Origin of the sequence: Streptomyces sp. YS415, assembly GCF_023544665.1 — a bacterium.
Taxonomy (GTDB): domain Bacteria; phylum Actinomycetota; class Actinomycetes; order Streptomycetales; family Streptomycetaceae; genus Streptomyces.
Genome location: NZ_JAMJFL010000013.1, coordinates 50,857 through 64,982 on the forward strand (window position 1 = coordinate 50,857; position 14,126 = coordinate 64,982).

Annotated in this window: 10 protein-coding genes and 1 pseudogene; 5 read left to right on the plus strand and 6 right to left on the minus strand. The window is 71.1% G+C overall.

Translation table 11 applies throughout. The features are described 5' to 3' along the window. Positions 1–7: 7 nt before the first annotated feature. The 4 genes from M8H82_RS18365 to M8H82_RS18380 all read right to left on the minus strand — a co-directional run bounded on the left by M8H82_RS18365 (position 8) and on the right by M8H82_RS18380 (position 5,549). On the minus strand, positions 8–2,050 hold the full coding sequence (locus tag M8H82_RS18365) for an alpha-ketoacid dehydrogenase subunit alpha/beta (protein ID WP_250075339.1): 2,043 nt from the start codon (positions 2,048–2,050) through the stop codon (positions 8–10). 231 nt (positions 2,051–2,281) lie between these two features. Continuing rightward, on the minus strand, positions 2,282–3,736 hold the full coding sequence (locus M8H82_RS18370) for a glycosyltransferase (RefSeq protein WP_250075346.1): 1,455 nt from the start codon (positions 3,734–3,736) through the stop codon (positions 2,282–2,284). After that, positions 3,733–5,184: a nucleotide disphospho-sugar-binding domain-containing protein gene (locus M8H82_RS18375; protein WP_250075350.1), complete on the minus strand. Its 1,452-nt coding sequence runs from the start codon at positions 5,182–5,184 to the stop codon at positions 3,733–3,735. The genes M8H82_RS18370 and M8H82_RS18375 overlap by 4 nt, the downstream gene beginning before the upstream one ends. Positions 5,185–5,192: 8 nt before the next feature. After that, positions 5,193–5,549, minus strand: a complete 357-nt coding sequence (locus M8H82_RS18380) for a phosphopantetheine-binding protein (RefSeq protein ID WP_250075356.1) — start codon at positions 5,547–5,549, stop codon at positions 5,193–5,195. A 616-nt stretch (positions 5,550–6,165) separates the two neighbouring features. Here M8H82_RS18380 and M8H82_RS18385 point away from each other — a divergent pair. Both M8H82_RS18385 and M8H82_RS18390 read left to right on the plus strand, forming a co-directional pair. Continuing rightward, positions 6,166–6,915 carry an SDR family oxidoreductase gene (locus M8H82_RS18385; protein WP_250075360.1) on the plus strand — a complete coding sequence of 250 codons (750 nt, stop codon included), beginning with the start codon at positions 6,166–6,168 and terminating at the stop codon, positions 6,913–6,915. Positions 6,916–6,929: 14 nt separating this feature from the next. Continuing rightward, positions 6,930–7,925, plus strand: a complete 996-nt coding sequence (locus M8H82_RS18390; protein WP_284049053.1) for a sigma-70 family RNA polymerase sigma factor — start codon at positions 6,930–6,932, stop codon at positions 7,923–7,925. 52 nt (positions 7,926–7,977) lie between these two features. Here M8H82_RS18390 and M8H82_RS18395 read toward each other — a convergent pair. Further along, positions 7,978–8,150 (minus strand): annotated as a pseudogene (locus M8H82_RS18395) (hydrolase); the annotation flags it as partial. Between the two features lie 455 nt (positions 8,151–8,605). On the opposite strand from M8H82_RS18395, the gene M8H82_RS18400 reads away from it, so the two are divergent. Next, positions 8,606–9,460 carry a polysaccharide lyase gene (locus M8H82_RS18400; protein ID WP_250075375.1) on the plus strand — a complete coding sequence of 285 codons (855 nt, stop codon included), beginning with the start codon at positions 8,606–8,608 and terminating at the stop codon, positions 9,458–9,460. A gap of 291 nt (positions 9,461–9,751) precedes the next feature. Further along, positions 9,752–11,275: a cellulase family glycosylhydrolase gene (locus tag M8H82_RS18405; RefSeq protein WP_250075381.1), complete on the plus strand. Its 1,524-nt coding sequence runs from the start codon at positions 9,752–9,754 to the stop codon at positions 11,273–11,275. Positions 11,276–11,646: 371 nt separating this feature from the next. On the opposite strand, the gene M8H82_RS18410 is transcribed toward M8H82_RS18405, so the two are convergent. Further along, positions 11,647–12,276, minus strand: coding sequence for a TetR/AcrR family transcriptional regulator (locus tag M8H82_RS18410; RefSeq protein ID WP_250075385.1), 630 nt, complete (start codon positions 12,274–12,276; stop codon positions 11,647–11,649). 104 nt (positions 12,277–12,380) lie between these two features. On the opposite strand from M8H82_RS18410, the gene M8H82_RS18415 reads away from it, so the two are divergent. After that, the gene (locus M8H82_RS18415; protein WP_250075392.1) at positions 12,381–13,439 is read left to right on the plus strand and encodes an aldo/keto reductase; all 1,059 of its coding nucleotides are present in this window, start codon (positions 12,381–12,383) and stop codon (positions 13,437–13,439) included. Positions 13,440–14,126 lie beyond the last annotated feature (687 nt).

Genomic DNA, 14,126 nt, shown 5'->3' on the forward strand with positions numbered 1-14,126 from the left:
GCCCCGGTCATACGTGCGCCTCCAGTCGTGCACCGGCTCCTGCCGCCGTACCGGTCACCCGGCGCACGACGGCGCGCCGGATGTCCCCGGCGCTCAGGAACACCTCGTCCTCCAGATGCGGCGCGGCCGGGATCACCCTGTCCGCCGCGCACCGCAGCTCCACGGGTCCGCGCAGTGTGTGCCACAGGCGGGTGTGCAGTCCGTGGGCCACTTCGGCGCCCCAGCCCGCGCCGGGCGTGCCGTCCTCCAGCACGAACACCGCCGGGGCGTTCCTGCACAGCGCCGCCAGTTCGTCGGCCTGGACCGGCCACAGCCGGGCTGGCACCAGCAGCCGTACGCCGATCTCGTCCTCCAGCAGCAGGTCGCGGGCAGCCTCGACCGCCCGGTGCGCCAGGCCGCCGGGGGCGATCAGCACCGCGTCCGGCTCGGGAGAGCCGGCGGGCTCGACCACGGCGACGCCCGGACCTCCGTCCGGTGCCTCGGTGACGCGGAACCCCAGGACGTCGTCCACCACTCCCCCGGTCCAGCGGCGGGCGGTGTAGAGGATCTTGTCCTCGAAGAGCACCGACGGCGTCCCCGTGCCGAGCGCGTGGGCCAGCAGTGCGGCGGCGTCGTGGAACGGGCTCAGCTCGTACAGGTCAAGGTCGGGCACGCCCATCAGGTGCTTCTGCGGACTCTGGCTGTGGGTGGGGCCGTAACCGCGGCGCCCGCCGACGGGGCAGCGGACCAGCAGCGGCACCGGGACGCGGCGGCCGTACATGGTGACCGACTTGGCGGCGAAGTTGACGAGCTGGTCGACGGCCAGCGTCACGAAGTCACCGAACATGATCTCGACCACGGCCTTGCCGCCGGCCAGTGCCAGCCCGGCCCCGGCGCCGACGATCGCTCCCTCGCTCAGGGGCGTGGAGCGCACCCGCTCACCGAACCGGGTGGACAGTCCCCGGGTGACGCCGAACGCCCCGCCGTAGGGATCGGTGACGTCCTCGCCGAGCAGCCGTACGACGGGATCGGCGGCCATCAGCGTGTGCAGGGCGTCGTTGAGGTGCTCGCCGATCCGCTCCGGCCGTCCCGCCGTACGGGGCACGGGTCCGCCGGTGTCCGCCGGGCCGGTCGCCCGCAGCAGGGGTACGGGCGCGGGCGCGGGCTGCAGCGGTACAGCGGCGGCCCGGCCGTTCGACGGCGGCCGGGCGGAGACCTCGGTCACCAGCCGTGCCACCGTGGCGGCGAGCCGCGCGTCGGCCTCCCGGAACCGCTCCGGGAAGGCGTGCGCGTACCGGCGGTACCAGTCCCTGCGGTGCAGCTCGGCGATGCGCTCCACGGGGCGGGTGTCGTCGCCCTTGCTGTGCGGTCCCAGCCGCATCGTGTCCAGCTCCACCACGAGCGGACCCCCGCCGTCCCGCACGGCCGCCAGCAGGGGCGCCAGTTCGGCGCGCAGCACGGCCGGATCGTTCGTGGCCGAGTGGTGGTACGCGATGCCGAACGCCTCGGCCCGCCCCCGGATCGTGCCGGCCAGCTGGGCCTCGGTCGGAGTGGACTGGGCAATGCCGTTGTGTTCCACGACCACGACGACGGGCAGCCGCCACAGCGCCGCCATGTTGAGCGCCTCGTACACCGCGCCCTCGCCCCAGGTGCCGTCGCCGACGAAGGCCAGGGCGAGGCCACCGGCCGCAAGGCCCCGCCGGTGCAGGGCGGCGCCGACGGCCACGGGCAGGCTCTCGCCCTGCACGCCCGTGGACAGGAACCGGCCGGTGTACAGGTGCTGGCTTCCGCCGACCCCGCCGCACACCGCGCCGGCCCGCCCCATCACCTCGGCGAGCAGTCCCTCGGCATCTCCGGTGAGGGCGAGGTAGTGCCCGTGGCCACGGTGGTTGCTGAACACGAAGTCGTCGGGGCCCAGCAGCGGCGCGAGCGCGACGGGGATGTACTCCTGTCCGAGGCAGGTGTGCGTGGTGCCGGCGATCCGGCCCTCCCCGAACAGTCGCAGCAGCGCCTCTTCGAAGTGGCGGATCAGCAGCAGGGCGGCGAGATCGTCGTCTTCGGGCTCGGTCATCGGTTCCCCCATGTGGTGATGAGTGCGGTGTCGGTTCCGCCGGTGTACGGGACGGCGGCGGAGGCGGTTCGCGGATGGACGGCGTGAGGTGCGGGGCGGCGTCCTGCGGGCAGGCTGTGGCGGACGGGGTGGACGCCCTCGCTGTGGCGTCCGGTGGGCTGCTGCCCGCGGCGCGACAGGGCGCGCCGGAGCGTCCGGAACCGTGTCAAGCGTGCGGAGCACGGCCGCCCATCAGCCGGTGGGCGCTCCTCCGTCCCCCGGCCGCGGCGCGGTCCGTGCCCGGCGGGCCGCCAAAGCGCGCAGTGCCGCCGCCCTCGCCGGCGACGAGCCGGCGTCGCCGGTGCGACCGGAAGTGCGGTCGGGCCGTGGCGCGCCTCCCGGCCCGGGTACGGTTCCCGCTCCGGATAGGCCCCCCGGTCCCGATGTGATTCCCGCTCCGGATACGCCCGGTCCCGGTCCCGCTACGGCTCCGGGGACGGCCGGAGCGGCTCGCCGCGCCGAGGACAGCGCGGTCAGGAAACGTTCCGGTGCGCCTGGGTCGAGCCCGGCGACGAAGGCGTGCGCCGCCCGCCGGGAAGCCGCCGATCTGGCGCGGTACGCCGTCTCGTCCTCCAGCAGTGCGAGCAGCGCCGTCCGCCAGGGCGTCACGTCCTGCGGCGGGATCACCGGCTCGGGACGTGCCTGGCCGGCCCGTGCCGCGTACCCGGTCACCGGGCGCACCGGCAGCGTCCCGGCCACGCCCAGCTCGGCCTCCGCGAGTCCGCCGACCGAAGAGGCCAGCACGGGAATGCCCCGCAGCTGCGCCTCCACCGCGCTGTAGCCGAAGGTCTCGTCCCACAGCGAGGGCATCAGCAGCACCGAGGCGCGGCTCAGGACGTCACCGATGTCGTCGACGGGCGCGGTCAGTTCGATGTTGCTGCGACGGCGCAGCCGCTCCAAGTCCGCCGGCTGGGTGCCCCAAGTCGGCACGGCGAGGAAGGGCACGTCGGGCAGTGCGTCGGCCAGGCCCAGCAGCACCGTGATGCCCTTGTAGCCGCACGGGTTGATCAGCGTGACCGCGCGGCCGTGCGGACCGGCGGCACCGTGGTCGGGAAAGGGCCCCCGCCCGTAGACGTGCGGGTGAATCAGCACCGAGTCCAGGCCCGCGTGTTCGGCGACGTACCGCTGGGCGGCGCGGCTGACCGCAACGACTGCCGCGGCCCGGCGCACCATTGCTGTTCCAGCCGCGCTGGGGTAGAACGCCCCCGGCCCGAAGGGCAGTTGCTGCAACGTGTGCACAAGGTAGACGACGCGGTCGGGGGTGGCCGCGAGAGCCGCGCCGAGCACCATCAGGCCCGGGTCGTCGCTGGGCGTCAAGGTGACATCGGGGCCGAGAACGCGGGCGGCAGCGCGGATCCGGCCCGGCAGCAGGGAGGGCGAGCGCACGGCGTGCACTTCCACGCCCCGGTACCGGTAGACGACGGCGTCGGGACCGTCGTCCAGCACGGTGGCGCCCCGTTCACGCAGGGCCGCTACGGCAGCGTCCGGGCCGGTGACCGCGCCGGTGGCGAGCGCGCCGGTCAGCGGGCCGACCACGAAACAGGTGTGACCGCGGCGGGCCAGCTCCTCCATCAGCAGTCGGTTGGAACGGTTCGCGCCGCCGTGCGAGGGCAGGTGGATGAGGTTCTGGGCGAGCAGGATCTTCACCGGGCCGCTCCGTCGGGGGACGCGGCGGCGCGGGCGGCGCGCAGCCGGGCGTGCAGCCGGGCCCGGTCCTGTGCGGACAGCGTGCGCAGCCGGGCCACGGCGTCCGCCACCGGCCTTGTCAGAGCGGCCAGTTGCCGGGCCGCAGCCACGGCACCACCCTCCGCGAGGGTGGCGCCCGTCGCGCGGTGGTCATGGATGCGGGCGGTCGCGGTGGCTCCGTCGCCGCGGACCGGCACCTCGCAGGCGCGATCCCGCGTGCCGTCGCCGGTTGTCACGCCGGCGACCCGCTCGCCATGACCGACGCCCGCCGCCACACCGGCCGCCCGCTCGCCGTACCCCTCGTCGGCCGCCGCCGCGACAATGGCCTCCGCAAGCTCCTCGGGCCCCCACCCCTCGGCGGGAATTGCGCGGGCCAGGCCGCGGCGGGCGAGGCGGGCGGCGTTGTCCGGGCGGTCGATGCCGTCGGCCATCACCACCTGCGGGCAGCCGGCCGCCAGCGCCCGCGCACAGGTGCCGATGCCGCCGTGATGGACCAGCGCGGCGGCCTGCGGCAGCACGTCGGCGAACCGGATCCCGGGCTGCCAGCGCACGTTGGGCGGCAGCCGGTCGGGCAGCAGGTCGCGGTGGCGCACCACGAGGGTGGTGGGCAGGCCGGTCAGCCCGGCGGCCTCGGTGAGCGCCCGGTAGTAGCGCGGGTGCAGCATCCGGCCGGTTCCGCCGGTGGCGAGGACGGAGCCGGGTGGCGGGGCGTCAGAGCCCCCGGAGGCGTCCTGCACCGCGGCCCTCTCCCCGAGGGCCCGGGACACGGTGTCCGCGAGGGGGAATCCCGTCAGCCGCACCCAGTACGGGGAACGCGGCCCTGCCTCGTCGAACCATCGCGGCCACAGGCCGATCACGGCGTCGCAGGCGTCGAACCAGCGCCGCCAGTCGCGTTCGGCAGGCAACCCGAGACCGGCCCGCACCTCGGTGAAGCCGGCGACCAGTTCGGTCCCGTAGGTGTGGGCGGCCACGGGCGCCGCCATCACCTGGGTCGGCGCCAGCGCCAGCCACGCGACCGGGGCCCCGAGCAGCTCGCCGACGAAGCGCACCGATACCCCCGACGTATGACGGCCGACGAGCACCGTCTCGCCGGGACGGTACAGCTCTCGCAGCATCGCGCACTCCCGGGCGATCTGCGCGAACATGCCGTTGCGACGGTAGAAGGCCTCCCAGCCGAGGCGGCCGGGGGCGGAACCGAGGAGTCCCGGCGTGTCGGCCAGGGTGCGTTCAAAGGCGGACTCGTCGTCGATGGCCCGGAAGCCGAGACCGGCCGCAACGGCGGCGTCCCGGTAGGGCGCGTGGGTCAGCAGCACCACGCGGTGGCCCGCCCCGGCGAGGGCGGCGCCCACCGCCACGAAGGGCAGCACGTCGCCGTCGCTGCCGTGCGTCACCAGCAGGAAGAGGGACATCCGCGCGCCTACGCCGACTCGACGCCGGGGCCACCGCCGGCGCTGGTGGAGTCCGCAAGCAGAGCACTGAGCTCCTCCTCGCTCATGCCGTCCAACTCGGCTTCCAGGGCGCGCAGTTCGTCGGCATCCAGCGCGCCCAGCAGCAGCTCGTCCACCGCGGCGGCGGCACCACGCACGGTGAAGCCCTCGGTGAACAGGCGGTCGAGGGGCAGTTCCACGCCCCAGGTGTCCTGCACCCCGGCGAGCATCCGGACCAGGTTCAGCGAGGTGCCGCCGGCCGCGAAGAAGTCGGTGCCGACGTCTTCGGGAGCGGCGCCGAGCGCCTCGGTCCACAGGGCCGCCACGCACTCCTCGGTCGGCGTCATCGGGCCTCTCCGCCCACTGCGGAACGGACACAGGCGTACGGGACGTCCATCATGGTTCTCCTTGCGCACTTGCACATGACTGACAGTGGGCTCCGCGCCGGAACCGGCCGGACCCGCGACGTACTGATGCGTGCAGCTTGAAAGGGAGACCGGGGAGTCGACTGCTCACCCGGGGCCACGTCGACTGTGGGAGCGCTCCCACGGTGGCCCAAAGCTTTCTTCCCCCCGTCCCGCCGACGGTAGTTCAGCAGCGGTCCGTTGGGCCTGTCAATGAATACGCAAGGTTAAATTGGGCCACAGGCGACCGCGGTTGGCCGCTCGCAGGCCCCGAAACGTCCCCCCGGCGCAGGAGGCGGCAGGCGGATCTCGTCTACGAGGCCCAGTCGGGTGGCCGCAGGATGACGGACCGACCTCGCCACCGTCAGCTCTCCGCGGCGTCGTCGGGGTGAGCGTCCATGCGGCCGTCCGGAGGCGGCTTCTATGACATGCCACGTGGCGCCGCGGCCCACTCGTCGGCACCACATAGCACTCAGCCGATGTCGAGCCGGGCGACGGATTTTCCTCCTGCGGATGGTCTTGACCGGGACCGAACTCGCCCTTCCCTCCGGAGTGTCCGATGCTTGAGTCCCCCTTCGTCCAGACCGCCGTCGTCACCGGCGCCACTCGCGGCTTCGGCCACGCCATCACTGCCGCCTTGATCGCCGCGGACATCCAGGTCATCGGCATCGCCCGCAACGAGCGCGACCTGAAGGCCGTACGCGACGAGTTCGGCGAGAGCTTCGTCCCCGTCGCCGCCGATGCCACCGACGAAGCACGCGCACAGGACGTGATCCGCGCGCACCGCCCCGGCCTCCTCGTCCTCAACGCCGGTGTGACGCCGCTCATGGCACCCGTGCACGAGCACACCTGGGAGACCTTCAGCCGCAACTGGGAGAACGACACACGGCAGGTGTTCACCTGGACCCGGGCGGCACTGCGGATGCCGCTGGAACCGGGCAGCGTGGTCGTCACCATGTCCAGCGGGGCCGTCCTGGGCGGATCCCCGCTCAGCGGGGGTTACGCCAGCGCCAAGGCGGCCGTCCGGTACCTCCGCGGGTACGCGGAAGACGAGTCGCAACGGGCCGGCCTGGGAATCCGATTCGTCACGCTGCTGCCCAACATGACCCCCGCCGGCGGCGTCGGCGTGGCGGCTGTGGCGGGTTATGCCGCGCGCCAGGGCGTGGACGAGGACACCTTCGTGAAGGACAGGGGCCCGGTCCTGACCGCGGAACAGGTCGCCCAGGCCGTCATCGAGGTCGCCCAGAATCCGCACAGCGCCCCGGAATACCGGATCATCGGCAGCGACGGGCTGAGCCCGGTCGGCTGAACCACGCCCCCGCAATGCACCCTGCCGCACCCTCAGGAGAGGCCCCGATGCCCTCGGACGCTCAATTCACCGCCGAGACCGAGCAGTTCCGGCCCGAACTGCTCGCACACTGCTACCGGATGCTCGGCTCGATCCACGACGCAGAGGACCTGGTACAGGAAACCTACCTGCGCGCATGGCGGGCGTACGACGGCTTCGAGGGCCGCTCCTCGGTGCGGCGCTGGCTGTACACGATCGCCACTCGCGCCTGCCTGACGGCACTGGAAACACGCACCCGGCGACCGCTTCCGTCGGGCCTCGGCGCCCCCATGGACGATCACCAGGCGGCCATCGCACCCCGCGAGCCGTCGGTGGCCTGGCTCCAGCCCGCGCCCGATGCGCTGTTCGGCGGTGACGACCCGGCCGCCGTGGTGGCACGCAGGGCCGGAGTGCGGCTCGCCTTCATCGCCGCGCTCCAGTTCCTGTCCGCTCGCCAGCGGGCCGTACTGACACTGCGCGACGTCCTCGCCTTCCGGACCGCGGAGGTCGCCGAGATCCTGGACACCACGACCGCGGCCGTCGACAGCGCGCTGCGCCGCGCACGGTCTCGCCTGACCGAGGCCGGACCCGTCGAGGACGACCTCTCCGCACCGGAGGAGCGGACCCAGCGGGCTCTTCTGGACACCTACGTCGACGCGTTCACCCGGGCCGACGCCGATGCGCTGGTGAACCTGCTGCGCCTCGACGTCGAACTGGAGATGCCGCCGACCCCCACCTGGTTCACCGGCCGCCGAGCGGTCGCCGGGTTCCTCGCCGACCGCGTCCTACGGCCCGGCCTGTGGCACATGGTGCCCACCCGAGCCAACGGCCAGCCCGCACTCGTCGCCTACAAACGCACCGCCGACGACCGGTACGAGGCATACGGAATCCAGGTACTGACCTTGATCGGCAACCGGATCAGCCGCATCACCGCGTTCAACGACCCTGCTCTGGTGAATACGTTCGACCGCTTGCCCGCACGGACGAGGTGAATCGGGCGGCATCCTGAAGATGCCGCCCGTAAGGCGCCGAGGGTCCCGTCGATCAGTCGTCCAGTGCCGTCAGGACGTCCGCGAGGTCGACGAACTGGAGGCCCGTGGCGGCGCGGTCGCCGGACCACGGGGTCTCGTCGCCATCCTGGACGACGAGGAGGCCGTCGGGGCAGCGGGGCCGAGCGGGGCGTTCAGGGCCGCCGCTCCGTCGCCTTCCTCGGATCCTGGGTGTAGCCGTTGGCGGAGACGGTGCCGCCCTCGAGCCGGCACACGGCGGTGAGGTTCCGCTTCGCTCCGCGCGCACCGTGCTCCCCGACGTCTTCGAGGGGCGGTACGGAGACCCGAAGCGCTCACCCTCGGAGCCGCCGGGCAGGCGTCGCTCGCCACCGGGCGACATAGCGCTGCACTGACTCCCCCCGGCGTACAGCCGGACTCGCCTGCCCCTTCTATGGCGTCCCGGAAGTTCCCGCGAGAGGGCTCCGTGGGCCCACGCGGCCGACCGATGCCCCTCTATTGACCGTGCTCCGTCAGGAACCTACTCTCTGCGTAGCTGTAAGGAAACTTTCCTAACAGTTGTCGCGGTGCGGCCTCCCCAGGTCCGCGCCGCTGGAGCGTCATCACCCTCCGTCCGGCGTCCCGACCAGCCACTCAGCTCCACATTCCAAGCGAGGAGCCCTCTGATGCCACCCCCGCACCCCCACCGCACCGGAACCTCCCGCCGCGGCCTGCTCGGCGCAGCCGTGGGCGGACTCGCCGCCACCGCCCTCCCCGCGTCCCTGCGGCTGCCGGCAGGCACTGCGACCGCCGCGACCCTCGCCGACTCCTGGGCGCTGCGCTGGTCGCCCTCTCCGTCAAGTGCCGGGCTCGGCGCGTTCGAGACCATCGAGGACGACCGGGCCGACTCCCACACCGGGGGCCAACCGCACATCTACCCAGTGGGCGACACCTTCCGGTTCAACATGCACCTGGCCGACCGGGACACCTCCACGGACCGTCAGCGCCATGAAGTGACCGGCATGCGGACGTCGGGCAGCTCTTACCTGCGCTGGCTCCCGGGCGAGACGTGGCGCACGACGTATCAGATGTACATCCCGAGCTCACTGAAGGCGACCACGTCCTTCACGCACATCATGCAGACCAAGCAGCCGGGCACGGGCACCTCACCGATCACCGTCATGTCGCTGCGCCGAGTGAACGGTGTGCAGACGATCGAACTGAAGCTGTTCGAGGCGGACATCCTGGTCGGCCGGACCGACCTCGTCCCGCTGCACAACGCCTGGGTCGACGTCGACTTCCGGATGAAGATCGGCGACGGCGCCGCGGGCAGTGTGCGGTGGATCCTCCGCAAGAACGGCAGCACGCTCGTCGACGCGACCCGGACCGGCGTCGACACCTTCCTGCTCGACCGGGTGCGGCCCAAGTGGGGCATCTACCGCTCGCTCGGCGACACGTCCGGTTCGCTGCAGGACTGCTACCTGCTGCTGCGCAACATGCGCGGCTACCAAATGGTCGACGACCCCGCCACGGTCAATTAGCAGGCGGGGAACGCCTTCACCTCACAGGCGTCATCGACTCCAACGACACCGGCTTCTCCGGGACCGGCTTCGTGAACTACGACAACGTCACCAGCTCGTTCGTCGAATGGACCGTCCCGGCGAGCACCGCGGGCCCCGCATCCCCCGGATCTCGGGCCTGCTGGGCAACGGCCACGCTCACCGTGCTCCTGATCGCCGGTCCCCACAGGAGCCGCGCCACCGCCACGACCGTCCACGACGGACCCAACGTAGGCACAATCACCGTCAGTTGATCCCCACCAGGAGGACGTCATGCGCAGCCCCCTGTCAACTCTGCTCGCCGGCACCCTGCTTGCCGCGCTCGGCTTCGGCCTCGCCCCTGCCCCCGCACTCGCCGCCGTCCCCGCGCCCGACCGCGCGGCCAGCGTTCAGATCGCCGCCTCTCCGCAATGGCAGCCGCAGACCTCGTACACCGTGGGCACACGGGTGTCCTACGGCGGCAAGGAGTACGAATGCCTGCAGAGCCACACGTCCCTGACCGGCTGGGAGCCCTCCACCACCCCCGCTCTGTGGAAGGCGCTGGGTGACAGCGGCGGCGGCGACACCACCGCTCCCTCGGCCCCGACCGGTCTGCGCGCCACCGGCACTACGACCTCCAGCGTGTCCCTGGCCTGGAGCGCCGCCACCGACAATGTAGGAGTGACCAGCTACGCGGTGTACCGCGACGGCGCCCAGGTCGCCACGACAAGCGGCACCTCGTACACCGTCGGCAGCCTGGCGTCGAGCACGGCGTACACCTTCACCGTCCGTGCCCGCGACGCGGCGGGCAACGTCTCGCCGGCGTCCAGCGCCGTCTCCGCCACCACTCCGGACAGCGGCACCACTCCGCCGGGCACCACGCCCGCCGCGATCAACGGCCGGCTCAAGGTGTGCGGTGTGAAACTGTGCAACCAGTACGGCAAGCCGGTCCAGTTGCGCGGCATGAGCAGCCACGGTCTCCAGTGGTACGGCCAATGCCTGACCGATGGCTCCCTGGACGCTCTCGCCACCGACTGGAATGCCGACGTCCTGCGCATCTCCCTCTATGTCCAGGAGGGCGGCTACGAGACCAACCCGAGGATGTTCACCGACCGGGTGCACCAACTCATCGAGATGGCCACGGCCCGCGGCATGTACGCCCTCGTCGACTGGCACCAGCTCACCCCCGGCGACCCCAACCACAACCTGTCCCGCGCCAAGACGTTCTTCACCGAGATCGCCCAGCGTCACCGCGGCAAGACCAACCTGCTCTACGACATCGCCAACGAACCCAACAATGTCAGCTGGACGCGCATCAAGTCCTACGCCGAGCAGCTCATCCCCGTGATCCGTGCCCAGGACCCCGCCACCCCGATTCTCATCGGCACACACGGATGGGGCTCCCTCGGAATCTCCGACGGCCGCAACGAGACCGACATCATCAACAACCCGGTCCAGGCGACCAACATCATGTACACGTTCCACTTCTACGCGGCCTCACACGGCCAGGAGTACCTGGACGCGCTCAACCGGGCCTCGGACCGTCTCCCCATCTTCGTCACCGAGTTCGGCACCCAGGAAGCCTCCGGTGACGGCCCGAACAACTTCACCCGCACCCAGCAGTATCTCGACCTGATGGCCACGAAGAAGATCAGCTGGGTCAACTGGAACTTCTCCGACGACGAACGCTCCGGCGCCGTGTACAAGCCCGGCACCTGCAACAGCAATGGCCCCTGGGCCGGCACCGTCTCCCTGAAGCCGGCCGGCGTCTGGATCCGCGACCGAATCCGTACCCCGGACTCCTTCCCCACGACCTGAACCCGCACCACTCCGCACGACACCACACGCACGGACCCCGCCGGAGACCCAACCAGGTCTCCGGCGGCGGTCTGGGAACAACGGCGCAACGGCTCAGCAGACTGCGCATCGCTGGCATACGGTCCGTCACGAGCCACAACGGGGGGTGGGGCCGCTGTAGGTCTCCTCCGGCGCGTGCTGACTTCCTCCAGCTGACGAGCCGTCTCGCCAAGATCGGCATCGGTGCCCTGGGCTCTCTGTCCAGCGAGGACACCCCGCAATGGTCGGCCACCGCAACGGGATTGCCGCCGAGGTCGACGGAACCTTGAGCCCCTATACCCCTGGAGATCGCGCGCCCGGTGACCAGCACTCAGACGGATACAAGAAGCTGGTCACGCAAGACCTCCCTCACCCCGCAGGTACGCCCCCGCGCGCGCTGCGGCAGCGGCGGCCTCGGCAGCCTGGTCCGCGGCGGCTTCGTCGAGACGGTCGCCCGTGGTCAGCAGCCGGTAATAGAGGGGGGCGGAGACCGCACGGATGACCTCGTGGGCATCGGTGCCCTCAGGCACCTCGCCCCGCTCGATGGCTTGCTGGACGCAGGGCGCCCACTCCTTGACGCGGATGTCGTAGAAGCGGTGCAGGGCCTCAGCTGTCCTGGCCTCGCAAGTGGCGGCGGCGATCACCGCCTTGAACAGGGCTCCTTGCCGCGGGTCGGCCAAGGTGCGCTGCACGAGCCGGGCGTTGGCCTTGAGATCGCCGAGCAGCGAGCCGGTCTCGGTACGCGGCAGTGACTGCTCGGCCATGTCCACGAGCAAGTCAGCCACCAAGCTGGTCACCGTGCCCCAGCGGCGGTAGACGGTGGTCTTGCCCACCTCGGCGCGGCGCGCGATGTCGGCGAGGTCCAAGTAAGCAAAGCCGTGCTCTGCCAGCGCGTCCCCAGCCGCTTGCAGCACCGCCGACCGCACCCGTGCCGTGCGCCCTCCAGGACGGATGGTCCCCGGATCGGCCCCCTCAGAACCCATAACGGGACTCCAGTTTCATTAATCGCCCACACCTGCTACGTTGGACACCACACTAACGGAACTCCAGAACCATTAGCCAGTGACGCAGCGAGAGAGGAACAACCATGGAGTACAGGCGGCTGGGCGCATCCGGCCTCAAGGTCCCCGCGCTGAGCTTCGGCGCCGGCACCTTCGGCGGCCAGGGACCGCTGTTCGGCGCCTGGGGCACCACCGATGCGCACGAGGCACGCCGCCTCGTCGACATCTGCCTGGACGCCGGGATCACCATGTTCGACACCGCCGACGTGTACTCCGGCGGTGCCTCCGAGGAGGTACTGGGCGAAGCCATCAAAGGCCGCAGGGACCGAGTGATCGTGTCCACCAAGACCAGCCTGCCCATGGGCGACGGACCAGGCGATGCGGGCTCCTCCCGCTCGCGTCTGATCACCGCATGCGAGGACGCCCTGCGGCGGCTCGGCACCGACTACCTCGACCTGTTCCAACTGCACGCTTTCGACGCCGGCACGCCGATCGAGGAAGTCCTGTCCACACTCGACGATCTCGTACGAGCAGGAAAGGTCCGCTACCTCGGCATCTCGAACTTCTCCGGATGGCAGGCCATGAAGTCCCTCTCGATCGCGGAGAGGTACGGCCACCCGCGCTATGTCGCGCATCAGGTCTACTACTCCCTCATCGGCCGCGACTACGAATGGGAACTGATGCCCCTCGGACTGGATCAGGGTCTCGGAGCCCTCGTCTGGAGCCCCCTCGGCTGGGGACGGCTCACCGGCAAAGTCCGCCGCAACCAGCCCTTGCCGGCCAATAGCCGACTGCACGACACCGCGGACTACGGCCCGCCGGTCGAGGATGAACACCTCTACCGCGTGGTCGACGCCCTCGACGAGATCGCCCAGGAGACCGGCAAGAAGATCCCGCAGATCGCCATCAACTGGCTGCTCCAGCGGCCGACCGTTTCCTCCGTCATCATCGGCGCCCGGAACGAGGAGCAGCTCCGCCAGAACCTCGGTGCCATCGGCTGGACTCTCACGCCCGACCAGATGGCGAAACTCGATGCAGCGAGCGCCAAGGTAGCGGCCTACCCGTATTTCCCCTACCAACGCCAGGAAGGCTTCGCTCGCCTCAACCCACCCGTGGGTGATGTCGCGGCTCCGCCTGCTGCATGACATGACACGACATCGGTGGTCTTCGTGATGTGCAGTCGGCCTGAGCAAGTCCGCAGCCGTCGCGTACTCAACCGACCACACAGGCATCAACGCCGTCGCCCCCCACCGCGATCAGCACCGGCATCCGCACCACCGCCATCGAAGCCTGCACCTGGGACAAGGCCAGCAGCATCGCCGCCCTCCAGCCCTTCCACCGCATGGGCCACCCCAACAGCGCCAGCAAGCCCCAGGAACTGAAGGATGCAAAAAGGGGTTGAGACCCTACGCCACCGGTCACGCACAAGACCGGTGTCAGTGCCATCCTTTAGGATCCCAAGCGCGCGGTCGGCTTCCGGGGGTTCCAGCTCTGAAACGAATGGTTGCATCCCCGGCCTGTCTGGGGGCGGCCCGGAGAAATCGTCCGGGACCTAACCGACGGCCGGGCCTCGTCGATGGCCAGCAGACGACCTGCCAGAGCCGACCGCGCACATAAGCAGGATGACCAGCCCCGCTCCAAGAGCGCTGCCGGGCGGGACACAGCTGCAGGACTGGCCGCCACGCAGCTGGCAGCAAAGGACGTAGGTGCGCACAGGTGAGACGGTGACCACATGAACGACCGCCCTGCGGCACTGAGATGAGCCCCGGCCATACGCATCCGGGCGCTCTTGGCCACACGTCTCCCCGCACATGCTGTTCGCCCCAGCCGAC